Origin of the sequence: Pseudomonas sp. NIBRBAC000502773 (assembly GCF_006517195.1) — a bacterium.
Taxonomy (GTDB): Bacteria; Pseudomonadota; Gammaproteobacteria; order Pseudomonadales; family Pseudomonadaceae; genus Aquipseudomonas; species Aquipseudomonas marginalis.
In genome coordinates, this window is sequence record NZ_CP041189.1 from 1,323,339 (window position 1) to 1,346,684 (window position 23,346).

Consider the following 23,346-nt stretch of genomic DNA (forward strand, 5'->3'; position numbering starts at 1 on the left):
GCCCCGCCCATGCTGATCGAGCGGCGCCCGTCTGGCCGGCAGCGCTGGCGCGCGGTGTATCACCAGTTGCCGTTGCCGGCCAGCGCGAAAAAACTCCTGGCAGTCATCTACCGACGTGCACTGCTGCCCGCTGTGCGCGCACTGCGCGGCGTCCTGCAACCGATGGAAACCTTCGCCAGCCCATCGTCGGCGCCTCAGCCACAACAGGCCGGTCTGGCGGATTACATTATCTGGGGGGCTATCGATTGGGATTTGCGCCACCAGCGCCCGCAACAACTGGCCCAGGCGCTGAGCGCCACCGGGCGGCGAGTCATCTACGTCTCGGCCTCATTGATACACGCCCCCCAGGCCGGCTTTGAACTCGAGTCGCTGGACCAGACCCAGCGGTTGTTCCAGGTCAAGCTGTTTGCCTGGGGTGCACCGCTTATCTACGCCGCAGCGCCTGACGCCGCACAGGTTCGGCAGCTGTGCCGCAGTATTGGCGAGGTACTCCTGTGGGCCGGCTCCGCCCGGTTGATTTCACTGGTGCAGCACCCTTTCTGGTGTGACATTGCCGGTGAATTACCCAACAGTCGATTGATCTACGATTGCATGGACCATCATCAAGGCTTCGGCGACAACGCCGCGGGTATCCTGCACCTGGAGCAACGGCTGGTGCGCAACGCCGACGTTCGGCTGTTCACCTCCGACTGGCTGGCCGAGCAATGGCCGGCCCAGGCCAATGAAACCCGCGCCATCCTGCGCAATGCCGCCGACTTCACCCGGTTCTGCACCCCACCTGCCTCGATCTACCGGGATCGCTTGCAACGCATGGTGATTGGCTACTATGGCGCCATTGCACACTGGTTCGACCAGGCGCTCGTGGCCCGCATCGCCGAGGCGTTTCCACAGCATGTGGTGCTGCTGATCGGCGCCGATACGGTGGGCGCGCAGGCGCAATTGCGTGGCTATGCGAACATAGAATTCATCGGCGAAGTGCCCTATGCCACCCTGCCCTACTACCTGCATGGCTTCGACGTGTGCATTGTGCCGTTTCATATCACGGCACTGACGCTCGCCACCAACCCGGTCAAGGTCTACGAATACCTGAGTGCCGGAAAACCGGTGGTCTCGGTCGACTTGCCGGAGATGCAGCAATTCGGCTCGCAGGTTCAGGTTGGCCGCGACGGTCCGGCGTTCATTGCCGCAATCACGCGAGCACTGCTGACATCGACGGCCGAACAGATTGCCCAGCGTCAGGCGTTCGCTGCCCGACAAACCTGGACACACCGCGCCGATGCGCTCATCACTCTGGCCGAACGCCGCGACCACGCGGCACGCATCAGCGTGATCGTCGTGACCTACAACAACCTGGCGCTGACGCGGGCGTGCCTGGACAGCCTCGAGCACGACAGCGAGGGGCCTGAACTGGAAATCATCGTGGTGGACAACGCATCCAGTGACGGCACCGCTGAATTTCTCTCGCAATGGGCGGCCGGCAGCGGCCAGACGATCGTACTCAACACCGACAATCGCGGTTTCGCCGCCGCGAACAATCAGGGCCTGGCGATCGCCAACGGTGAGTACCTGGTGCTGCTCAATAACGACACGCAGGTCACCAGCGGCTGGGCGAGTACCTTGCGCCGGCATCTACAACGCAATCCCGAGCTTGGCCTGATTGGCCCGGTGACCAACAACATCGGTAACCAGGCCAGGATCGACATCGACTACGCCGACCTCGCAGGCATGCCACAAGCGGCTCGGCGCTTTACCTGCCGCCACCTTGGCGAGGTGGTCCGGCTGCCGACCCTGGCGTTCTTCTGCGTGATGATGCCGCGCAGCACCTACACGCGAATCGGCCCGCTCGACGAAGTCTACGGCCGTGGTTTCTTCGAGGATGACGACTACTGCCGACGGGTCGAACACGCGGTCCTGGTGAACGCCTGCGCCCGCGATGTGTTTATCCATCACCAGCTTTCGGCATCGTTCGCGCTCATGAACCGGGATGAACGCCAAGCACTGTTCGAGCGCAACAAGGCGATCTATGAAGCCAAGTGGGGCCCGTGGGTGCCCCATGAACATGAGTAACTAAAGCAGGTCGTCTTGTGACAATAAAAACCCCCTGGGCGCGAAGCCAAGATCCCGGGCAGCCTTGGTATGCTCGAACACCAGGTCCTGGTTCATACGCTGCGCCATCGCCGCCGACCAATGGCGGTAGCGCGGCAGCATTCGCAACAGCAACAGGGTCATCCGGAACCCCCAGAGCGGCACCGTGAGTAAACGCGGGCAGCGGTTCTGCGCCGTGAATACGCGGGTGACCATCTCCCGATAGGGCAGCGTTTCTGCGCCGCTGAGGTTGTAGGCATGACGGCACACCTGGGGTGCCTGCAACGCATGCACGCAGGCGCTCGCCACATCCTCGGCATGCACGGGTTGACGCAGTCCCATCGCGCCGCCCAACAGCGGAAAAAAGCCGAAGCGGCGAATAAAGCGTGCGATCTCGGTGATGTTTTTGTCGCGGCCCTGGCCGTAGATCAAGGTCGGGCGCAGGATGCACCAGTGCACCCCATGGTCCTGCGCCCATTGCTCAACACGTGCTTCGGCGTCGCCCAGCAGGCTGGCGAGACGCCGCTCTGCGGGGTCGAACGACTGGCTTTTGCTCCACCGACTGGTCGAAGACAGGACCACGACTTTGCGCGCGCCACAGGCCTGCAACAACCCAAAATGCTGCTGCAGCGCCCAAATCGGTGCCACGCAGATCCAGTAGGGTATGGGCTCGGCATACTCGCTTACACCCGGTTCAGGAAGCTGTTGCCAACTGGCCGTGTCACTGTCACGCCCGTACTGTGGCTGCCGGGAAAAAGCGACGACCTTAAACTGTTCGCGCGCAAGCACCGCAAGCAGGCAGTGGCCTACCAGGCTGCTGGCCCCCAGCACACCGACCGTGACCTCAGACATACCCACGGATCTCATTCTGGTACACCAGGCTGCCGGCGCACGAGCCGCTGTCCACCACAATCACGTGTAGAACGCCTTCCCCGAGGGCCGACGCCACGCACTCGCCGATCAGCTTGCCGACGTTGTACTTAACGACGCTTACGTCGCAGCTATGGATGAAGCGTGGCAGCATCAAAACGCGCCTCCCATGAGTGTTGCAATGCAAATGCACGGGCTTCGTCCGCATTGCGCTCACACTGCAAGGCGGCCTCGGCCAGCCCGGCAATATCGCTGTGCGAGTGACTGATAAAAACACCCGGCAGCCCTGAACGGCCATGCATCTCGCCGAAGTCAGTCGAGATCACCGGCAATGCCAGGCCACGGTATTCGTAGTACTTGATTGGATCGACCGACGCGGTGAGCCGGGTCTTTTTGAAAGGAATCAACCCAACGTCGAACTCGGCCATGGCGGCCAACGCGGCGCCATGATTACCGGCGGGCAACACCGCCACATTGCTCGGCAAGTGCCCGGGCGCGGCGCCGAAGATCGGCCCCATCAAACGAATCTCATCGTTGGGCCTGGCTTCAGCCAAAGCCGCCACCCAGGCCCAGTCAAACCAGGCGGCCAGGGTGCCCACGTAACCAAAAACCTTTCCACTCGATGACATCGGCGCCGGCTTTACGGCAGAGATCGCCGCCAAGTCCAGGCCGTTCAGCACCAGGCACACCTCGTTGCGATAACGCCGCCACTGTGCGTCGAGCACGGAACTCGACGTCCAGATGACGTCCACGTGCTGGGCGATCAGCCGCTCACGGCGCGCCAGGGCCGATCGCGAGAGGCCGGTATAAAACGCCGGGAAATCGTCCATTGCGTCATACAAGGACGCGCAGTGACGAAGCCGCTGCAACAACAGATGTGCCAGGACCGAGGGCTTGCCGACCACGAGCAAGGCTGGGGAGGCGTGGGTGAATTGATCGATCCTGCTCAATGCATGCCGCCAGCAAAAGCGGTTCACCCAGCCCGAGCCCGGTAGAGGTTCTATCGGTAGACCGCCAGGCTTGATCAGCGTGAGCCATGGCGGCGTGCCACTGGATGGACTGGTTTGCGCGCAGGGCGCAGCCGCCTTGAGATCGCTCCACCTGGGCAGCCGCGTGGGATAAGGATCAACCCAGAGCACCGACGCCCCTGTGCGGCTGTGCACCCAATCGACAAACTTGTGCGGCCGCTGGGCGAAGCTGTGCCAGGGCAACGGCGAGAGAAATACCAGGCGCGTCAAGAAAAGTGCTCGTGCAGGACCTTCACGATACGCCCGGCAGCCTGCCCATCGCCGTAGGGCGAAACACCTCGCACCATGCCACAGTAGGCCGATTCATCGTCAAGCAGGCGCTGTGCCTGCTCGATGATGCGTTCATAGTTGGCGCCCACCAGCTTGACGCTGCCCTGCTCCACCGCCTCAGGGCGCTCGGTTTCATCACGCATGACCAGCACCGGCTTACCCAGCGCCGGCGCCTCTTCCTGGACACCTCCTGAGTCGGTCAGGATGAAATACGCAGCTTTCATGGCGGCAATGAACGCCGCGTAACCCAGCGGCGCGCACAGCCTGAAATTCGGCATGCCTGCCAGGCACGCCTGGGCGACGTCCTGGATCTTCGGGTTCGGGTGCACAGGGTAAAGAAACTGAACCTCAGGATTGTTCTCGGCAAGGGTGCGCAACGCTCGGCAGATGTCGAGAAACGGCGCGCCAAAATGCTCCCTACGATGGACCGTCACCAGCACCAGGCGCTTGCTCGGATCCAGATCAAGGCCGATTTCCACCTCACTGGCGGCTGTCATGAGCAGGGCATCGATCACCGTGTTGCCCGTGACGAAAACATCCGCACTGGCTACATCCTCTTTGAGCAGGTTTTGCCTAGCGCTTTGCGTCGGCGCGAAGTGCCAGCGCACTAATTTACTGGTAAGGACCCGGTTGGCTTCCTCGGGGAATGGATGCTGCAGATCCCACGTGCGCAGGCCGGCTTCAATATGCCCCACCGGTATGCGCCGGTAAAAGCAGGCCAGGGCACTGGCCATTACGGTCGTGGTATCGCCTTGCACCAGAACAGCATCGGGCCGCTCTTCGAGCAGGACAACATCCAACTTGAGCAATAACTGCCCGGTCAGAGTGGCCAAGGCCTGATTGGGTCGCATGACGTCCAGGTCGATGTCGGGCTCGATGCCGAAAAACGCCAGGACCTGATCCAGCATACCGCGATGTTGTGCCGTGGCGACGACGCGCACATCGGCCCAACGTTGTTGTTTCAAGGCCAGAATGACTGGGGCCATTTTGATAGCTTCGGGACGTGTCCCGACCACGCAAAGAATTTTTTTTACCGACACATCAAGCCTATTTCCCTATCCGATAAATGGCTGAAACGCTCAGGCGTTCAATGCCCACGCTCACGCACATTCCGCTGTGCTGTTTTGGTGCTGTGGTGGTTTAAATGCGGACTGCCGGACATCGAGATGTGCCATGCCGAGACAGGTTCGTTCCGGCTTTCAACACCGATACCGCAGCATAGACACAGACTGCAATACCTGCACGGTGGATGGACTAAAGGACGATCTGGTCCTGAGGAATTCCCGCAAATCTACGCGAGAGAATGAGCGCACCGGTTCATGCCTGATGCGGTTGCTCTGGAAATGACGTGACCGACCTGTCGTTCGAGCCTGAAGACCGGCCAGATACAGTGCATAGCAGGCCAGCGCGGCTATCGGTTTTTTTGGCCGCGTATGTGAAAACGTCTGCTCAGGCCTGGCTGATATCCAGCAATCGAGGCATGGCAATCGCCAGATAGTCCTGCGTATCGAGCACCATCGACGCATCCAGCCGCCCCGCGTTGAAGGCTATTTCGGCGTAGCCTGTGGTCAAGGCCGGATCGACGATCAATTGAATCCGCTCATCGAAAACAAACGGAGGGATGGCGCCGATCCGGCACCCGGTCAGTTCCATGGCGGTTTCGGCCTTCACCAGCTCGGCTTTTTTCCCGCCCAGGGCCGCTCCGACTTTCTTCATGTCCAGCTTCTGGTCGCCCGGCAGTATCACCAGAGCATAGGGGCCGGCCTGGCCCTTGAGGGCGCAAAGCATGGCCTTCGCGCCTTGGCCGGGCTCGGTGCCACGGATTTCGGCGACGCGCGCCGACTGGCCCTCGGCATCATGCATCAACACCCGGTAAGAGGCTGAGCGGGCATCGAGTAATGCCACGAGGCGATCGAACATGGGATGCATGTAGTTTTCCTCTGGTTTACAGGAGGTCGTAGGACAGCTTGCTGATCAGAATCACCAGCAACACCAGGAATAGAGCCCGGACAAAGGGCACGCCTTTGTGAACCGCCAGCCAGGTGCCGGTGAGCGCGCCCAGGATGTTGAATGCCGCCATGGGGATTGCGATCAGGTAAAGCACGTTACCCGTCGGAATGAAGAATATCAGTGCCGCTACGTTGGTCGCGATGTTCACTAGCTTGGCCGATGCCGAGGCATGAAGAAAGTCGAAGGCGAAGCAGCGGATAAACAGGAAGATCAGGAAGCTGCCAGTGCCGGGACCGAACAGACCATCGTAGAAACCGATGGCGCCGCCGATGACGATCGCCAGCAGTTTTTCCTTGGTACCGATGCGCATGGGTTTGTGCAGGGCGCCGAAGTCTTTTTTCCAGAAGGTGTAGATCGCCATCAGCACAATCAACACCAGCACCGCCGGCCGGATCATCGACTGGGGCACGAACGACACGGTGGCGGCTCCGAAGAAGGCCATGACAAAGGCCGCGCAGGCGGCGGGGATCACAAGCCCCCAGTCGATCACCACCTTGCGCACGAAGGACCGGGCCGCGAATGCGGTGCCGCAGGCGGCCGCGACCTTATTGGTCCCCAGCAGCGCCGCCGGTTGAGCGGTGGGTAGCACGTTGAATAGCGCGGGAATCTGGATCAGTCCGCCGCCGCCCACCGCCGCATCGATCAGGCCGGCGGCGAAGGCGAACACGCAAAGGATGACAATATCGACCATGAAATCAGGCTCTGACTATGTAGGGTTGATGAGGGTCCAGCGGCACCACGCGTGCCGGATCATTGACCCCGAAGACACGCAACATCCAGCGATCACGGCCGTCGTAGCGGGGGGTAAAACCATCCCGGGCATGCAGGGTTTGCTGGTTCTTGAAGATCAGCATGTCCCCCGGTTGCAGCATGATGTGGTGCACGACATCGGGATGGTTGGCGGCGGCGGCAAACAGCTGGAGAGCAAACTGCGCAGGGGCGCAGGTCGCTTCGACACTCGCTTTGTTGTAGCGGCAATACAGGCCATCGGTTGCGCTTCTGTAGAGCAAGGGGACGTTTTCCAGCACATTCCCCTGTTTGCCGAAGGAGGCCGGTCGGCGAACGGTAAAGTTCGGTCGTGACAGTTCTTCTTCGACGTAGGCCGGCAGAATGGCCAGCACCTCGTCAATGGCGACGATCCGCGTCGGCACGTCGAGCTCGCAGCGCAGGCCGGTCAGGGACAGGAACTCCGGACAGGCCGACAACTGCGAGATAGGTTCGCAGGTCAAAGGCAGGTGAGGGTTGTCGACATGCATGTCCAGATCCGCCCGCGAGCCATAGGAGCTCTTTTCGGTCTCCCGCTTGCGCTTGGGCGATACGTGACGGAACACGGAGTCGGTGCTTTCACCCTCGTACGCCAGCGGACGGGTTTGCAGAGTGTGCAGCACGGACAAAATAGCCCCGGCCAGAATCGACAGGTTCTCGATACCCGGCTCCAGGTCATAGGGCGTGGCGGGCAGTTGCGGGTCCAGCGGCAGCCCCCTGACGATCATCGCCACGTCACGGGCCTGTGGAAAATTGCGCAGCTGCTGGATTTTCTCGGTGCCCAGGACACTTTCCAGCAACCGCCCCAGGACCGGCATCTGGCGGATCCCCGAGGCGCTATCGGTCACGTTCAGCGACGCCAGCCCGGCCTGAAGTGTGCGTTGTTCTTCCAGCGACAGATGAATTTGCGGTATCTCCCGTCGGGTCGAAGTCACTGCTTTTTTTTCCAGCCTTTCATGAATGACTTCATCAATACACGCTGCGGCTTTCCCGATTACTTCATCCAACTTCGACACGTCCTTGCGCTCCTGTTTGCACCATCCTTGTGGGTTGAACGGGAAGGTTAACGGAAGGGCCTTTTTTGTGTTGCAATGCCGCGTTGTGAAAAATGCAATGAGGTGGAAAGTGGCATTGAATATGTTGGGGGAACTTGAAGCCTTCGCGACCGTGGCTCGCAAGCGCAGCTTCGTCGCCGCGGCACGGACGCTGGGGCGCTCCCCCAGCGCACTGACCCGTGCCGTTCAAGCCCTGGAGGAAAGTGTGGGGCTCAAGTTGTTCAATCGCTCGTCCAATGCCGTGAGCTTGACCGAAGCGGGCGAATGCTTATTGCCCCACGCGTACAAAATGCTCGATCTGCAACGTGAGGTGGATGAAGACCTGGCCGGCCTCAGCGGCCTGGCCTCCGGCTGGATCCGTTTTTCCGCCCCCGAGGTGCTCGGACACGGGGTATTGCCCCGGTTGATCGCGCAATACTGCGAGCGTTATCCAGACGTTAACATCGATGTAATTTTCACCGATGAGATCATCGACCCGGCCAAGAGCAAGCTGGACTTCTCGCTTCGCGGCGCGTTTCCACAATCCAGCGACTTGATCGGCTTTGCGCTGTGGAGTTACTCACGTCACCTGTATGCCAGCCCCGGCTACCTGGAGCGCAACGGCATGCCCGACTCCATCGAGGCACTGGAGGCGCATTCGCTGATCCTGCATACGGCGCCGCGGATTCTCAAGGAGTGGAATTTTCGCAGTGAGGAGCAGGCCATCAGCTTTCGGGTTCATCCAAAATTTCGCTTCAGCTCCGGCCTGGCGGTATTCCAGGCAGCCCTGGCGGGCGTCGGGATCGCCCGCCTGGCCGATTGGATGGCGGAACCCGAAGTTGAAGCGGGGCGTCTGCTCCGGGTGTGTCCTGAGTACAAGCTCACTTCCAGCAGCGGTGAGAGCCCACAGATGCACGCGGTATACCCGGCCGGAAACTTGCCGCTGCGGGTGAAGGCATTGATGGAGATGATCCGTGGCTTAGGTGAACGCCTCGAATGTAAACGCGGCTCAGCACCTCTATGAAGTCGGCCCTCGAGTCGCTGTGAGGGGAATTCATTCAAGCATTCTGAATCGCCCCGGCACCGTAGACATCTCCAGCCTGCAAGGCTACGTTCATTAATGAGGCGTCATGGGAGGAAGGTAAAGGGTGTAAGCGCTGACCTTAGACTCCTTGTTCAAACGCTATATTGGGCTCCACTCTAAGTGCTCACGCGGGCAAGCAAAGCGTGTGTTACTCGGCGATTCAGCCATCCAACTTGGTCATGCCAAAATCACAATGTAAGTCACGGAGCAACTGAGTGACTGGCTCTCCCATCAAGCTCACACCAATGCAGTTGCAATCTTTCTGGAACGCCAGGCAAATCCCAGCACCATCAGCAGCCCTAGCCCCGCCACTGCCGCTCCAGCCAGGGAAATCGCCGGATAACCTAGCCCTGCATTGATCACCGCACCGCCCAGTGCCGCACCAATCGCATTGCCGAAGTTAAACGCACCGATGTTCACCGCCGAGGCCAGATTAGGCGCGTCCTTGGCAGCTTCCATGACGCGCATCTGTAGCGGCGGCACCAGGGCGAAACTGGCGATACCCCATATCAGGATGGCAACGGCCGCCGGCAGCGGCCAACGCATCAGTACCGTAAACGCCAGCAACACGAGAATCAGCACGCTCAGCGAAACGATCAGTGTGCGATCTATCGAGCGGTCGGCGGCCTTGCCGCCCCACATGTTGCCCAGTGTCAGGCCCACACCGAACAGAACCAGCATGGCGGTTATGTAGGCGGTGGACGCGTGGGTCTCGCTGCTAAGGATCGGCGCGATGTAGGTGAAGACGGTAAACATTGCGCCCGAGCCGACTACCGTGAGGGCCAACGCGCCCAGCACCGGGCCACGGCCCAGTACCCGAATTTCGGCCATTACACCGACGCCTGGCGGCGCCTTCAGGTTGGGCAGGGCGAACCATAACGCGGCCATGGCGACCACGCCGAGGCCGGTAATGCCCCAGAATGCAGTGCGCCAACCGAACATTTCGCCAAACCAGGCGGCCAGCGGCACACCGCCAATGGTCGCCAGGGTGAGGCCCATAAACATTGCCGCGACCGCTCCGGCACGTTTCTCAGGGGCGACCACGCTGGCAGCAACGATAGAGCCAACGCCAAAGAACGCACCGTGGTTCAGTGAGGTCACCACCCTGGCGATCATGAGGCTGTAGTAATCGGTCGCCAGGGCTGACATCAGATTACCCAGGGTGAAAATCGCCATGAGTCCGATCAGCAGAGAGCGCCGGGGAATCCTGCCGGTAGTCAGGGTCATCAGCGGCGCGCCGAGCAGTACACCCAGGGCGTAAGCACTGACCAACAGGCCCGCGGCGGGAATAGAAACGCCGAGATCCGCAGCGATGCCCGGCAACATGCCCATGGGGGCGAACTCGGTAACACCGATGCCAAAGGCACCTATGGCAAGTGCGACAAGTGGTGGATTGATACGCATGGAAGGCTCCTTATCTATGCCGCCAATGCTACGATCCAGCGTTTTAAGGCGGTAGATAGCATTTCTGGCAATCACCTATGCGTAAGGGGCACAAATGGACTTCAACGGCAGATCCGGTGACATGCTCGTGTTCGCCACCGTGGCGCAGGAAGGCAGCCTATCGGCTGCCGCGCGTGCATTAGGGCTCACACCCTCGGCGGTCAGTCGGATCATCGCGCGTACCGAACAGCGCCTTGGCACCCGACTGCTGTTGCGCACCACCCGAGCGATCAGCTTCACTGCCGAGGGCGAGGCTTTCCTGCGCGGCGCCCGGCGTATCCTGGCCGACATGGCCGAGGTGGAAGAAGCCATCGCCGACCAGGGCGTACCCAGGGGCCGATTGCGGGTCAGTGCCGCCCTTGGCCACGGGCGGCTGGCCATCGTCCCCTTGGTGGCGGCATTCAGCGCCCGCCATCCGAACATCTTGGTCGACCTCACCCTCGGCGACGAAGTGGTCGATATTCTCGGCGGCCAGGCCGATGTGGCGGTACGTTTTGGCCATCTGCCCGACAGCCCGCTGACCGCGCGCAGGATCGGCGACACCGGCCAGGTAGTGGTGGCATCGCCCGAGTATCTGCAACGCCACGGCATCCCTCGCGAACCGGAAGACCTGCTACGGCATAACTGCCTGCGCTTCAACTTCCGGCGTGCCGAACCCAACTGGCCGTTCATCCGCGACGCAAGAGAGTTCTCCCTGAAGGTCTGCGGCAACATCGAATGCAGCAGTGGTGAAGCGCTGGCACAACTTGCGCGAGTAGGTGCGGGCATTGCGCGTATCGGCGAGTTCAGCGTGAGCGAGGATCTGCAGCGCGGTGACCTGATACCGCTGCTGGAAGCCTGGAACCCCGGCGACCGGGAACCGATTCATGCGGTGTTCGTAGGCGGCTCGGCAATGCCGGCGCGGGTGCGATTGTTCGTAGACTTCTTGCTGGAGCATCACCGGATGTAAGCGGTGGCGTCAGCTGATTGAACGGACCATTGGAATGGATCAGTGAGAGATTAGGAATGCTGGTGTGCAAAATGACCTGGGCGGCCCGGGTCTCGTTGTTCGCCAGGTTCCACCGCGCGCCTCATGCGATAGCGCATAGAACGACGACAGCGACGGCTGATTATCCAGATCGATGAGCAGGGTACGGATCCCTGCATCGGCGCAGAACGCGCCCAGATTGACGCCAACCGCAGTTTTACCCGGCCCGCCTTTGGTTGAAACGACCGCAGTGACTTTCATGATATTGACCTCGGAATCGTAGGATTTGAGATGCATCCCTGCGGGTCAGGCTGTGCGCTTTGATCCCCCCCGGAAAAATCCAATCGTCCGAAAATCCGTTGACAAGGCGAGCGGCGGCATCCGGCCGATTCTGTTGAAAAAGTCGGCCATGGTTTCCGCGGCAGAAAAGTAAGCGCTTGAGATTGAAATCTTTACTTTGTGCAGAGGATTTCGGGCTCAGATTTCGCGTAGCTGCGCGCAAAAAATGCATTTTAAGCAGTCAGTACGCGGGCAGTCTGGAAGTACCGACTTTTCCAACACAATCGACCCAAAGCGGACGCCAAAAATTGCGGGCTGGGATAGTTTTCTGGTGCCGTTGGGCTTCGTATAGTGGCAATACTTTTTTGGTCAAAGGAGTGGCTATGGACCCGTTAAGCGGCCTACCTGTCAATGTAAATGTCACTACGCATTGTGCGAAAAGGGGAGCTCAATGCGTACAGGAATGATCCTTGCTGGGATCGGCACCATGCTGGCGCTGTTGTCTGCATCGCCAGCCCAGCCTGCGCCCCTGCCGTCAGGAACTGTGAACCAGGGTGGTATCTCCGTGCTGGTACAAGGATCGGGTGCAGATATCATCTTAATTCCAGGATTTGCGTCGTCCTACGAAGTATGGGCAGATTTGGCCTCCAGATTACGCCTCAGCCACCGTCTCCATCTTATACAGGTAGCTGGGTTTGCTGGCTCGCCTGCTGTATCCGACCCGGACGGGAGAGTAGTCGCGTCCACGGTCGAGGCGATCGCTGAATACATCCGCAGCCAGCGCATCGAGTCGCCGGTCATCATCGGTCATTCGTTGGGTGGCGAGGTGGCACTGATGTTAGGTGCTCGTCATCCCGATCAAGTGGGACGCCTGATGATTGTCGATGCGATGCCCTTTTATACTTTGCTGTTTGATCCCTTCGCGACCAGTGAAACGGCGGCCCCGTATGCTGCTGCGATGCGTGATGCAATGTTGGCGGCAACGCCTGAGCAGGCGGAAGCCATGCAACATGCCTCCATCGCCCGTCTCGCTAAAACTGAAGCGGTCAGACCAGGCCTAGTCGCGGCGGGGATAAACTCGGACCGAAAGACTATGGCCGATGCCATGTATGAATTGATGGTCTCAGATCTCCGGCCTGAGCTTGGACGCATCAAGGTGCCCGTTGAAGTCGTCTATGCGTACGATCTGCTTTTCGGCGTAGAAGCGGCCCACGTCGATGCAATGTTCCGTAACGCCTATGCCTCTACCCCACACATCAGGTTCAGGCGCATTGACGGCAGTTTTCACTTCATCATGCTTGATCAGCCAGAACTGTTCGCCAGTGCTGTCACCAGGTTCTTGAACCAGTAAACGGCGACGGAGTTGCTTGAGTGATGAGTCGCCGTAAAAGGGCACAGGATTCGTTGCCGTGCTTGCAGGTCACCGACCGTCTGCTGTTGGCTGGTTAGCGGCGGCCTGACTTCGACCGTCGCTATGCATGATCAAACCTCAGTCTGTTCCGCCATCTCCAGGGCGTCATCGACCTCAATCCCCAGATATCGAACAGTGCCTCCAGCTTCGTATGGCCGAGCAGCAACTAAACCACCCTTAGGATTAGTGATGCCTTCGTACGTCTCATTGTGTGAGTGCCATACATGTCTGGATCAAGGCCCACGCCTTTCACCCAGCCTTTGACGATACGAGCGTACTGACGAGTGGATAGATGGTCTGAGGTATGTAGCCGACTAGGAAAAAGGCAGTCCTCGCTGCGTAGTTATGCCTGGTGTATCCAGGTACTCCACGCGGTACTCAGTCATAGGAACCTCACAGCCGGCTGACTCGCCCTGTAAGGATGCTCTTGGCGTTAGCTCAGTGTCTGCGTGAAGAAGTCGAGCTCGATGCGAGCAATAGATGGCGATACATTAGGGGGCCCTTGCGGATGGTTATCTGAATGTATTTAAAATCGGGCTTTGATAATGGCCCATCGCCAGTCACCATATTTGCTATTTTAGAAACGAGCATGGCAGCTATTAAACTAAATTGACTTTAGGCACGAGCAGGCTTTGTATATAAAATATTACTTCCAGAACTTGATAATTTCGGTAGGAGTTTTCATTTTATTCTTTACCAATTGGTTTGGAGGGGAAGCATTCGTAGAAAGAACAAACCCCATTTTTTTAACGCTGGGTGTATGCAGTGCTTTTTTATTCCCTTTTTCGCGGATGATAATCGAAAAAACGGCGCTTCGCTTCACAACGCGAGAGTTCTGGAGCACCGGATTATTTGCTGAGTCACCTGGAAAAAATGGCCTGTATGCGATCTTTTATGTAGCCTGTACGATCTTAGCTGTTCCAATTTTTGGGATTTATCTAATTTATATGGCATTAAAAAAAGTGGCCTAAAAAGGCCACTTTCCCCTTATCTTTTAAGGAAGAATTGCATCAAATGCATCATTGAACGTGCTTCACGTGCGCGTCATCAATATAAGCACTGACACGTGCCATGATTAGCGCAAAAGCTACGATACCAACTGGTGTGGAGACGGTCACTCCGAAAGCAAAAGCAATTAGACGTGTAGCTGCACTGCCAGCAAAAAGTGTTTCCACTTTTAGTGTAGTATTATTCCAATCACCCGATGCGTAGCTTTTCTTCACCTCATTAACCAAATCATATACATCCAATGCCTTTCCTACTGCACCAAACCTTTTGGTGAAAAGGTTGAGATTTTTTGCCAGCTCAGCACTGTCAAGTGAATCCAGAGCATTCACGATGGCTGCACGATCTGCAGCACTGAATTTCTTATCCAGATGATCCTTGTATTGCTCGAAAGCTTTCAAAGCTTCGTCAGCGCTTCGGAGTGTTTTACCCTTGGCGTTTTCAGCCAAATCTGTAGCTAACGTTGACATCAGGGTGCCGTATTTAGCACTGATTTCTTTGTAGAAATCAGCTGTGAATTTGATAACCCCCTTTAACTCCTCTTCTTCTTTCGCTTTTTCTTCCTCCAATAGCTTCGCTTCAGCTTCAGCAGCGATACGTGCATCTTCTTCAGCTTTAGCAACACCAATAAGGGCAGTAAGTGCGCTAGATTTATCAGTGAGAATTCGAATTTCTTCAGCAACAATCAAAGAGTTCTACGCAGCGGTTGCAGCCGCGTTAAAAGAATCGAAATATACATCGGGATCTCCGGCTTTTCTTAGCCTGCCCCCAAAATCTACACCATTAGCTACTGGCTTCTTATCCAAGAAACCTCGCCCAAAAAAGGCATTTGCCTTATTAGTGTCTTTTTCAAGCTCTACCATTTTAATCTGAAGAAGGTTATCTATTAGAGCCTTTTCAGCATTCAATCCTCCCAGAGACAAATCACCTCCCTGTGCAATGGACTCGTTTATTTCAGCATCAAGTTGAGCGGGTAAATTAGGCATGTACGCTGTGTATGCATCTTTGATTCTTTGTTCCGACTCCGTCGCTATAATAATAGGAACTACAGAGCTATCTTGATAAAGATTAATACCGAGGTCGGTCAATTTAGTGCCCGGTACATAATCTTTATTCCATGTGCCTGGTCTCGGTACATACCCTCCGCCGGGCACAATCGGCGGCACCACAGGAGGTGGAAGCGGATCTGGTGTGACGATGATAGGGGGGAGCTCAATTCCATTTGTTGTAGACATTAAAATCTCCATGCGACCTGGCATTATTTAGAAATGCACAAATCGTAAATTTCAGCAGACCAAAAGCAGGCCGTGTCCTGTTTGTCTTCATAGACACCAGGCACATACGCTGTACATAAAGCCAGTAAATCGCACAACGATAAAAATGCATTTACGCATATTATGACCTATAAATCGTTTTAAATCATAAGCTTATGATCTAAAAGGCATGCTCCAATGCATTTTTCTGCGCCTTGACGTGGCTCTGGCTCATCAGGAAGGCCAACACTGTTATTGCCAACGCAGGATTGACCCAGTTACCGAAATTTCACTGACCCAGGCTCTTACAATGTGAACCACTACCAACGCTGGATTTTGCCATCGGTGGTGGGTCAGCGTAGCATCGGCTCTCTTGCAGTCAGCATATCCGGAGTGATGGGCGAAATAGCCATGTGTGTCCCAAGCAAGGCCATCTCCAGCACGATGGAGCGAGCGCCTTGGGTATCGATCAGAATCAGATCAAAGTCCTGCTCGAAAGCCGGCAACAGATTCTTGAGACGAAGGCGCCCGTCAGCAGCATGGAGCAACAAATTTCCCAGCTGATCGAACGAATCATTGGAATGGATCAGTGAGAGATTAGGAATGCAGGTGTGCGAAATGACCTGGTCGGCCCGGGTCTCGTTGTTCGCGATCAGTTGATAGGTTCCACCGGGCGCCTCGTGCGATAGCGCATAGAACGACGACAGCGACGGCTGATTATCCAGATCGATGAGCAGGGTACGGATCCCTGCATCGGCGCAGAACGCGCCCAGATTGACGCCAACCGTGGTTTTACCCGGCCCGCCTTTGGTTGAAACGACCGCAGTGACTTTCATGATATTTACCTCTGAATCGTAGGATTTGAGATGCATTCATGCTGGCCACGCTGTGCGCTTTGATCACCCCGGAAAAATCCAAGGCAAAAAAAAGCCTGCATCGCTGCAGGCTTTTCCCTATCTGGCTCCACGACCTGGACTCGAACCAGGGACCCAATGATTAACAGTCATTTGCTCTACCAACTGAGCTATCGCGGAATGCGCCGTATGTTACTGATTGAAAAGGAGAAGTCAAGCTTTCCCTGAGTGCCTGGACGATTAATCCGGATGACCGGTTGAAAGCTGCTGCTCCTTGGCCAGGTCCAGCCAGGCGCGCACGGCGGGGGGCAGGTGGGCGCTGGCGCGCCAGGCCAGGGCGATGTGCCAGTCGGTGTGGGGTTCGTCGAGGGGGATCAGGGCGATGCCTGCGTGTTGATGCTTGTGCGCCAGCATGCGGGGCAGGAAGGCGACGCCGAGGCCGGCGGCGACCAGGTCGACGATGAAGTCGATCTGCCCGCTGCGCGCCGCCACGCGGGGTATCACGCCTTTGCGCTCGCAGGCGGCGAGGATCTTGGCGTTCAGGGCGAAGCCGGCTTCGAACAGGATGAACGGCGAATCCGCCAGGTCGGCGAAGTCGATGCGTTGACGCTGGGCCAGGGCATGGCTCCTGGGTAGCACGGCCATCAGCGGTTCGTTGCGCACGGGCTGATAATCGAAGCCCGCATCCACCGGCAGCAGCAACGCAGCGAGGTCAACCTCCCCCGCTTCCAGGCACTCGCGCAATCTTTTGCTGCCGTATTCGGTGAGTTCGATGTCGATGTCCGGGTAACGACTGCGATAGGTGGCAAACATCGTCGCGAACAACACCCCACACCCCACCGGTGGCAGGCCGATGCGCAATACGCCGCGCTTGAGGCCGCGCAGGTCGTTGATCTCGGCGACCAGGTCATGGTGTTCGGCGAGCAGCACCAGGGCGCGACGGTAGGTGATTTCACCCGCGGCGGTGAGTTCATTGCGGTGGCCGAGGCGGTCGAGCAGCGGCATGCCGAGTTCTTCCTCCAGAGTCTTGACCGCCTTGCTCACCGTGGATTGGGTCAAGGCCACCACGTCGGCGGCCTGGGAGAATCCGCCCTGGCGTACCACTTCGACGAACGTGCGCAACGTTCTCAAGTTCATGGGTATTCCTTTAGCGACTGGTATCTAGCGATAAAAGTTGTTTTTATCATGACAGATATTTGCCTATCCTGACCCGCCCAGCCTTGTGGAGACACGCTTAATGATCATCTCGTCCGCCTCCGACTACCGCGCAGCGGCCAAACGCAAGCTGCCGCGCTTCCTGTTCGACTACATCGACGGCGGTGCCTACGCCGAGCACACGATGCGCGCGAACAGTTCGGACCTGGCCGAGATCAGCCTGCGCCAACGCGTGCTGCGCAATGTCGATAACCTGAGCCTCAAGACCACGCTGTTCGGCCAGACCCTGGACATGCCGGTCATCCTCAGCCCAGTCGGCTTGACCGGCATGTATGCGCGGCGCGGCGAAGTCCAGGCGGCAAAGGCGGCGGCGAACAAGGGCATCCCCTTCTGCCTGTCGACGGTGTCGGTGTGTTCGATTGAAGAAGTGGCGTCGCAGAGCCCGCAGTCAATCTGGTTCCAGCTGTATGTGCTCAAGGACCGGGGCTTTATGCGCAATGCCCTGGAGCGGGCCCAGGCGGCGGGAGTCACCACCCTGGTGTTCACCGTGGACATGCCCACACCGGGCGCGCGCTACCGCGATGCCCACTCGGGCATGTCCGGGCCGTTCGCGGCGCAGCGGCGCATGTTGCAGGCCGTCACCAAGCCGCAATGGGCGTTCGACGTAGGGCTCATGGGCCGCCCCCACGACCTGGGCAATATCTCCAGGTACCTCGGCAAACCCACTCACCTGGAAGATTACATCGGCTGGCTGGCCAATAACTTCGACCCCTCCATCAGTTGGAAAGACCTGGAGTGGATCCGCGACTTCTGGAAAGGCCCGATGATTATCAAGGGCATCCTCGATCCTCAGGACGCCAGGGACGCAGTGAGTTTCGGCGCCGATGGCATCGTGGTTTCCAACCATGGCGGCCGTCAGTTGGACGGTGTGCTGTCCACCGCCAAGGCCCTGCCACCGATTGCCGATGTCGTGGGCGATGACCTGACGGTGCTGGTGGACTCCGGCATTCGTTCCGGGCTGGACGTGGTGCGCATGCTCGCCCTGGGCGCCAAGGCGTGCCTGCTCGGACGCGCCACCGCCTATGCACTGGCCGCCGATGGGCAGCACGGGGTAGTGAACCTGCTGGAGATCTTCGCCAAGGAGATGCGCGTGGCCATGACGCTGACGGGTGTCACGTCCATCGACCAGATTGACCACAACACGCTGGTGCAATCAGCCAAATAACTGACGTCAGTCCTGATCGACCGTTTTTTACTTTAAAAACGGTCTTTGATTTGTAAGGACTTTTATTTATTTAAACGAAATGGCACGAATCTCGCTCTAACACCTTCCAAGCAGGTCAAGCGATGACAAGACGTGCGGCAGTGCCCAGGGGTTATAACCCCTGGTAAAGCGGTCTAAACTGTTTCCAATGTTTTACGGAACTGAAGGAACGGTAAGACGCCTGGCATTCGCCACTCTCATCCAGCCTGTAAGACAGCTAAGTGCTTAGAGGCCGTTTGCTTATGAAAACACCAACCCAGACCAACGCAGTTGACTTCGACAGTGCCAAATTGCAACGCCTGGGGTTTGGTCAGCCATCACTCGTACCTCGACGCCCGACGACCGTCGCACAACTTCGCCAGCAGCTGGGGATGCAATTGCAGACCAGCCTGGAACCGCAGCGTATCCTCGCGGTGTTTTTCCGTGAAATCCAACGCCTGGTCCCCCTGGACGCCCTGCAATATCGCCACGAAACCAGCGACCTGCGCCTGGAGTTCGGCCACCGCGGCCATCACTCGGTGAGCTACAGCCTGAGCCACGAAGGCGAGCACCTCGGCGAGCTGATCTTTCGCCGCAACCAGCGCCTGCTGGAAGAGGAACTGGGCCAGCTCGAATCACTGCTGTCGACCCTGCTCTACCCGATGCGCAACGCCCTGCTCTACCGCGCCGCCACCCGCAGCGCCCTGCGCGACCCGTTGACCGAAACGGGCAACCGCATTGCCATGGACCAGACCCTGCAACGGGAAATCGACATGGCGCGCCGGCACTTGAACCCGCTGTCCTTGCTGATGCTGGACATCGACCACTTCAAGATCATCAACGACACCCACGGCCATGCAGCCGGCGATAACGTATTGCGCGCCGTCGCCGGGGCGATCAAGAGCCAGTTGCGTAACGTGGACATGGTGTTTCGGTTTGGCGGGGAAGAGTTTCTGATCCTGCTGTCCAATACCAGTCGGGATGCAGCGGCCATGGTCGGTGAACGCCTGCGCCAGGCGGCACAGGCCCAGGATTATTGGGCGGACGGGACACGGATCGAATTGACGGTGAGCCTCGGTTGTTCGACCTTGCTGGCCGCCGAGTCGGCCGAGAGCCTGTTGCGTCGCGCCGACAGCGCCTTGTACGTGGCCAAGCGCGAAGGCCGCAATCGCCTGGCAATGGCGGGGTAAACCCCCGCCATCCCCGTTACATCACGCTTCGCTGGCGACGCGCAACGGGCGCTCGCGCACGGCAGCGCTCGCCGGTTTGTCTTTCTCCAGGCGCATGCAACTTTCCAGGAACAGGTACATGTAATCGTAGCTCTTGCACACGGCCTGGCGCAGCTCTGCCTGCAGTTCCCTGGTCGGGTTCATCCCGGCCAGGGTGCAGATGATTTCCAGGGCTTCCCAAGGATGGGCGTCGTCGTACTGGGCGTGCATCTTCAGCCACTTCATCGCACGCTTGCGGTCTTCCTCGGGAAAGGCTGCCGCATACACACCGGTGGAACATACCACCGCCGACCACTCCCCCGTCGCGCCCTCGATCGCATAGTTGGTCGCGGCAACGGCCACGATCAACGAATCGGACGAGCTGGTGTGCCAGCACCAGTGGCTCAGCGCATGCAACTCCGGCGGAACGTTCTGGGCCTGCAGCTCTTCAAGGCTGACGCCATGGGCGCGCGCCCAATGCACCCAATAGTCCGCGTGGTTCAGCTCCACACGGATATTGCGCATCAGCCAACGGCGCGCCATGTCTTCTCCTGGATGGCGGGCAAACTTGGTCTTGGTGAGGTTCTGTGCCATGTACAAGGCAAACTGTTCCACCACGGGCCAGCCACCGATCAGGTAGTGACGCATGGTCTTGGCGCTGAGCGTGTTGTCACGCATGCGTTGGTACAGTTCGTGTTCGACAACCCGGCGCTTGCTCTCGCTGCAGTCCTGGATCAATTGCTGAGCCCAGGCGGGGTAACTTGAGGCTTCCATAAGCGGGCCGGTTCTGCTGAATGTGTCGATCACTATTAAGGCTCCTTTTTAAGTGTGATTTACAGACCGGCAAATGTTTCAGCGGAATGTGCCGGGCGCCCTGAATAACAGAGGCTGCGGCCGCACGGGTCGACGCAAGCTATCAAAGGTAAACAATTGCGGTCGTTCAATCAGGTAGCCCTGAGCGTAATCCACACCGATGTCGAGCAAAGCCTGTTCGATCTGCGGTGTTTCAACAAATTCGGCAATTGTGCGCTTTCCCATGACATGGCCGATGTGGTTGATCACTTCGACCATCGCGCGGTTAATCGGGTCGTCCAGCATATCCTTTACGAAACTTCCATCGATCTTCAGGAAGTCTACAGGTAAATGTTTCAGATACGCGAATGAGGACATTCCGGCGCAGAAGTCATCAAGGGAAAAGAAGCAACCTAAGGCTTTGAGTTCGTTAATAAAGCGAATGGCACTGCCCAGGTTCGCAATAGCGCTTGTTTCAGTTATTTCAAAACAAATCATTTCTGGCGGAATGTGGTAAGCCTCGAATTTCTCACGTAAAAAACCGAGGAAATCATCGTCGCCAATCGTAATGCCTGACAGATTGATCGCACACATCGCCATAGGCCGGCCCGGGTGCTCGTGCATGCAACGGGCAATGATCCTGAATACGTTCTCCACCACCCAACGGTCCAGGGAGGTTATCAAGCCGTAACGCTCGGCTGCCGGGATAAAACTGTCCGGCAGGATGATCCGACCCGCCTCGTCGTGCAGGCGCAGCAGGATTTCAATATGCCCACTGCCGCCGTCGGCACTTCCCAAGGGCGAGATTTCCTGGGCGTACAGGCAAAACCGGTTCTCCTCCAGCGCCATGTGCAAACGCTGCACCCAGGCCATCTCGCCAAAGCGCAGGGACAGCTCCGAGTCATCGGCGTGGTACACCTGCACTCGGTTGCGGCCTTTTTCCTTGGCCATGTAGCAGGCCATGTCGGCGGCGCGCAACGAGGTTTCCAGGGTGGTCGGGGTTTGGGAGATCTGCACCAGGCCGATGCTCACAGTGGTCATGAACGGCCGCCCCTTCCACACAAAATGCAGGCTCTGCACGGTGTGGCGCAGGCTCTCGGCGACTTTTTCCGCCACCGCCGCCGGGCAGTTCTCCAGCAGGATGCCGAATTCATCGCCCCCCAGGCGCGCCAGGGTGTCACCTTCGCGTAAATCCGATTGCAGCAGCGCGCAGATATGCCGTAGCAACTCGTCGCCCGCCGCATGGCCGCAGGTGTCGTTGACCAGCTTGAACTGGTCGAGGTCGAGGAACATCAATGCATGTCGCCCGCCCTGGGGCTGCCCTGCCTTGTGGAGCACCTGCTCAAGGCGGTACTCGAACTCGCGACGGTTGGCCAGGCCGGTCAAGGCGTCGTGCGTGGCCTGCCACGACAGGTTGGCGATGTACTGACGCTCCTGGGTCATGTCGTGCAGGACCAGCACGGCACCGCTGATCTGGCCGCCGCTGAGGATCGGCGCTCCCACCAGGGTGACGGAGACCGTGCTGCCGTCCAGGCGCTGGATGGTTTTCGAATGCTCGCTGCCGCCCTTGAACCGGCCCTTGACGATGTGTTCGATCAGGGTAAAACCATCCGGCTGCGCATTGTCATCGAGCAGGTTGAACAGTGCCGCCAGGGGCAGGCCTTGGGCCTGCGCCGAGTTCCAGTGAGTCATCGCCTCGGCTGCCGGGTTCATATAGGTAATGGTCCCGTCCACAGTGGTGGTGATTACCCCGTCGCCAATCGACTCCAGGGTGATCTGCGCACGCTCCTTCTCGGCCTGCAGGGCATTGGCGAACGCATGACGCTGGGCCAGTAGCTTATGGGTACGCAACAGCGCCAGCACAATCAGGCCCAGGGCCGTCGCCAGGTTGGTGATCAGCAACAACCGCAAAATCATCCGCGAGCCTTCGCCCAAGGCGTCGCTGAAGGCTTTGGCGGCGGGGGTCACGCCCTCATTGATCGCGGTGATACGGGCTTTCCACTGCCGGACTTCATTGGGATTGACCTGCTGGTCGGCATTGATCGCTCGGTGCATCTCGCGGGCCAGCTCGTCCAACTCAACCAGGTAGCCATCGCCTACGGTCCACAGCTCAATGGCTTTTTCCAGGTAGCTGAAATGCCGAAAATTCAGGTACAGCCAGATCAGGCTGGACACATCGTCCGGGTGGTTGCCGCCCTTGAGGATGCCCAGGCGCGCTGCGGCCAGGTCAGGACTGGGACGGTCCAGGGCAATGCGCAACTCATGGCCGCCCTGAGGCACGGCAATGGCCTGCTGATATTTGAGATAGGTGGTTTCGGCGCGGTTATCGGCATACAGCGTCAGGTAATAGATCGCGTCCTTCTGGCCCTTGGACCACAGGCTCTCGCCGCCCACATAACCACGCACCGCTGAAAGCACGTAGAGACTGACGCAACCCAACAATGCCTGGAACAGCACGACGGCGATAAAGGGCCAGACAATGCCCAATAGCCGAGGCGTTCCGAAAGTCCGCTTTTGCTTCATGAAGTCCCTTGCATATGCACTGCTGGAAACGCACGCAAACACCCACTTCCGATAGCACAGCCTAGGC

The 23,346-nt window shown here is 58.5% G+C and carries 21 protein-coding genes, 1 tRNA gene and 2 pseudogenes; 7 read left to right on the forward strand and 17 right to left on the reverse strand.

The genetic code is table 11. The features are described 5' to 3' along the window. Positions 1 to 9: 9 nt before the first annotated feature. Complete coding sequence (locus NIBR502773_RS06010) at positions 10 to 2,067, forward strand: glycosyltransferase (protein WP_141155642.1); 2,058 nt, start codon at positions 10 to 12, stop codon at positions 2,065 to 2,067. Here the strand turns inward: NIBR502773_RS06010 and NIBR502773_RS06015 are convergent, their stop codons facing one another. The 7 genes from NIBR502773_RS06015 to NIBR502773_RS06045 form a co-directional block, all read right to left on the reverse strand. Beyond that, positions 2,068 to 2,937, reverse strand: a complete 870-nt coding sequence (locus tag NIBR502773_RS06015) for an SDR family oxidoreductase (protein WP_141155643.1) — start codon at positions 2,935 to 2,937, stop codon at positions 2,068 to 2,070. It lies immediately after the preceding gene. Next, positions 2,930 to 3,109, reverse strand: a complete 180-nt coding sequence (locus NIBR502773_RS06020) for a glycosyltransferase (RefSeq protein ID WP_141155644.1) — start codon at positions 3,107 to 3,109, stop codon at positions 2,930 to 2,932. The genes NIBR502773_RS06015 and NIBR502773_RS06020 overlap by 8 nt, the downstream gene beginning before the upstream one ends. After that, complete coding sequence (locus tag NIBR502773_RS06025) at positions 3,087 to 4,193, reverse strand: glycosyltransferase family 1 protein (protein ID WP_168208997.1); 1,107 nt, start codon at positions 4,191 to 4,193, stop codon at positions 3,087 to 3,089. The genes NIBR502773_RS06020 and NIBR502773_RS06025 overlap by 23 nt, the downstream gene beginning before the upstream one ends. Then, a complete protein-coding gene (gene wecB, locus NIBR502773_RS06030; RefSeq protein ID WP_141157828.1) occupies positions 4,190 to 5,239 on the reverse strand; it encodes a non-hydrolyzing UDP-N-acetylglucosamine 2-epimerase in 1,050 nt (349 codons plus the stop codon). The genes NIBR502773_RS06025 and wecB overlap by 4 nt, the downstream gene beginning before the upstream one ends. A 463-nt stretch (positions 5,240 to 5,702) precedes the next feature. Next, the gene (locus NIBR502773_RS06035) at positions 5,703 to 6,182 is read right to left on the reverse strand and encodes a YbaK/prolyl-tRNA synthetase associated domain-containing protein (protein ID WP_027603983.1); all 480 of its coding nucleotides are present in this window, start codon (positions 6,180 to 6,182) and stop codon (positions 5,703 to 5,705) included. 16 nt (positions 6,183 to 6,198) lie between these two features. Further along, positions 6,199 to 6,954 carry a TSUP family transporter gene (locus NIBR502773_RS06040; protein ID WP_065940466.1) on the reverse strand — a complete coding sequence of 252 codons (756 nt, stop codon included), beginning with the start codon at positions 6,952 to 6,954 and terminating at the stop codon, positions 6,199 to 6,201. A 4-nt stretch (positions 6,955 to 6,958) separates the two neighbouring features. After that, positions 6,959 to 7,963: a TauD/TfdA family dioxygenase gene (locus NIBR502773_RS06045; RefSeq protein WP_257228198.1), complete on the reverse strand. Its 1,005-nt coding sequence runs from the start codon at positions 7,961 to 7,963 to the stop codon at positions 6,959 to 6,961. A 190-nt stretch (positions 7,964 to 8,153) separates the two neighbouring features. On the opposite strand from NIBR502773_RS06045, the gene NIBR502773_RS06050 reads away from it, so the two are divergent. Continuing rightward, complete coding sequence (locus tag NIBR502773_RS06050) at positions 8,154 to 9,086, forward strand: LysR family transcriptional regulator (RefSeq protein ID WP_141155646.1); 933 nt, start codon at positions 8,154 to 8,156, stop codon at positions 9,084 to 9,086. 297 nt (positions 9,087 to 9,383) lie between these two features. On the opposite strand, the gene NIBR502773_RS06055 is transcribed toward NIBR502773_RS06050, so the two are convergent. Continuing rightward, entirely contained in the window at positions 9,384 to 10,550 is a 1,167-nt protein-coding gene (locus NIBR502773_RS06055; protein WP_141155647.1) for an MFS transporter, read from the reverse strand. 94 nt (positions 10,551 to 10,644) lie between these two features. Between NIBR502773_RS06055 and NIBR502773_RS06060 the strand changes: the two genes are divergently transcribed. Next, positions 10,645 to 11,538 (forward strand): LysR family transcriptional regulator, encoded by an 894-nt coding sequence (locus tag NIBR502773_RS06060; protein ID WP_027603978.1) that lies wholly within the window; start codon positions 10,645 to 10,647, stop codon positions 11,536 to 11,538. A gap of 39 nt (positions 11,539 to 11,577) precedes the next feature. On the opposite strand, the gene NIBR502773_RS06065 is transcribed toward NIBR502773_RS06060, so the two are convergent. After that, positions 11,578 to 11,817 (reverse strand): ParA family protein, encoded by a 240-nt coding sequence (locus tag NIBR502773_RS06065; protein ID WP_373682379.1) that lies wholly within the window; start codon positions 11,815 to 11,817, stop codon positions 11,578 to 11,580. A 469-nt stretch (positions 11,818 to 12,286) separates the two neighbouring features. On the opposite strand from NIBR502773_RS06065, the gene NIBR502773_RS06075 reads away from it, so the two are divergent. Continuing rightward, positions 12,287 to 13,186: an alpha/beta fold hydrolase gene (locus NIBR502773_RS06075; protein WP_141155648.1), complete on the forward strand. Its 900-nt coding sequence runs from the start codon at positions 12,287 to 12,289 to the stop codon at positions 13,184 to 13,186. Between the two features lie 131 nt (positions 13,187 to 13,317). On the opposite strand, the pseudogene NIBR502773_RS30845 reads toward NIBR502773_RS06075, so the two are convergent. After that, positions 13,318 to 13,622 (reverse strand): annotated as a pseudogene (locus NIBR502773_RS30845) (tyrosine-type recombinase/integrase); the annotation flags it as partial. Between the two features lie 415 nt (positions 13,623 to 14,037). Between NIBR502773_RS30845 and NIBR502773_RS31230 the strand changes: the two are divergent. Then, positions 14,038 to 14,217, forward strand: coding sequence for a hypothetical protein (locus NIBR502773_RS31230; protein WP_373682384.1), 180 nt, complete (start codon positions 14,038 to 14,040; stop codon positions 14,215 to 14,217). A gap of 48 nt (positions 14,218 to 14,265) precedes the next feature. Here NIBR502773_RS31230 and NIBR502773_RS30850 read toward each other — a convergent pair whose 3' ends face one another. From NIBR502773_RS30850 to NIBR502773_RS06100, 5 genes and pseudogenes are all read right to left on the reverse strand, one after another. Beyond that, positions 14,266 to 14,940: a colicin-like pore-forming protein gene (locus tag NIBR502773_RS30850; protein ID WP_257228199.1), complete on the reverse strand. Its 675-nt coding sequence runs from the start codon at positions 14,938 to 14,940 to the stop codon at positions 14,266 to 14,268. A 6-nt stretch (positions 14,941 to 14,946) separates the two neighbouring features. Then, positions 14,947 to 15,486 carry a hypothetical protein gene (locus NIBR502773_RS30855; protein WP_257228201.1) on the reverse strand — a complete coding sequence of 180 codons (540 nt, stop codon included), beginning with the start codon at positions 15,484 to 15,486 and terminating at the stop codon, positions 14,947 to 14,949. 386 nt (positions 15,487 to 15,872) lie between these two features. Further along, positions 15,873 to 16,340 (reverse strand): annotated as a pseudogene (locus tag NIBR502773_RS06090) (ParA family protein); the annotation flags it as partial. Between the two features lie 122 nt (positions 16,341 to 16,462). After that, positions 16,463 to 16,538, reverse strand: a tRNA-Asn gene (locus tag NIBR502773_RS06095). 60 nt (positions 16,539 to 16,598) lie between these two features. Continuing rightward, positions 16,599 to 17,495 carry a LysR family transcriptional regulator gene (locus tag NIBR502773_RS06100; RefSeq protein WP_141155650.1) on the reverse strand — a complete coding sequence of 299 codons (897 nt, stop codon included), beginning with the start codon at positions 17,493 to 17,495 and terminating at the stop codon, positions 16,599 to 16,601. A gap of 100 nt (positions 17,496 to 17,595) precedes the next feature. Here NIBR502773_RS06100 and lldD point away from each other — a divergent pair, with 100 nt between their 5' ends. Next, complete coding sequence (gene lldD, locus NIBR502773_RS06105) at positions 17,596 to 18,738, forward strand: FMN-dependent L-lactate dehydrogenase LldD (protein WP_141155651.1); 1,143 nt, start codon at positions 17,596 to 17,598, stop codon at positions 18,736 to 18,738. A 281-nt stretch (positions 18,739 to 19,019) separates the two neighbouring features. Next, entirely contained in the window at positions 19,020 to 19,946 is a 927-nt protein-coding gene (locus tag NIBR502773_RS06110; RefSeq protein WP_115486824.1) for a GGDEF domain-containing protein, read from the forward strand. Positions 19,947 to 19,967: 21 nt separating this feature from the next. Here the strand turns inward: NIBR502773_RS06110 and NIBR502773_RS06115 are convergent, their stop codons facing one another. Both NIBR502773_RS06115 and NIBR502773_RS06120 read right to left on the reverse strand, forming a co-directional pair. After that, positions 19,968 to 20,738, reverse strand: coding sequence for a TenA family transcriptional regulator (locus NIBR502773_RS06115; protein ID WP_301294687.1), 771 nt, complete (start codon positions 20,736 to 20,738; stop codon positions 19,968 to 19,970). Between the two features lie 78 nt (positions 20,739 to 20,816). Continuing rightward, entirely contained in the window at positions 20,817 to 23,279 is a 2,463-nt protein-coding gene (locus NIBR502773_RS06120; protein WP_141155652.1) for an EAL domain-containing protein, read from the reverse strand. Positions 23,280 to 23,346 lie beyond the last annotated feature (67 nt).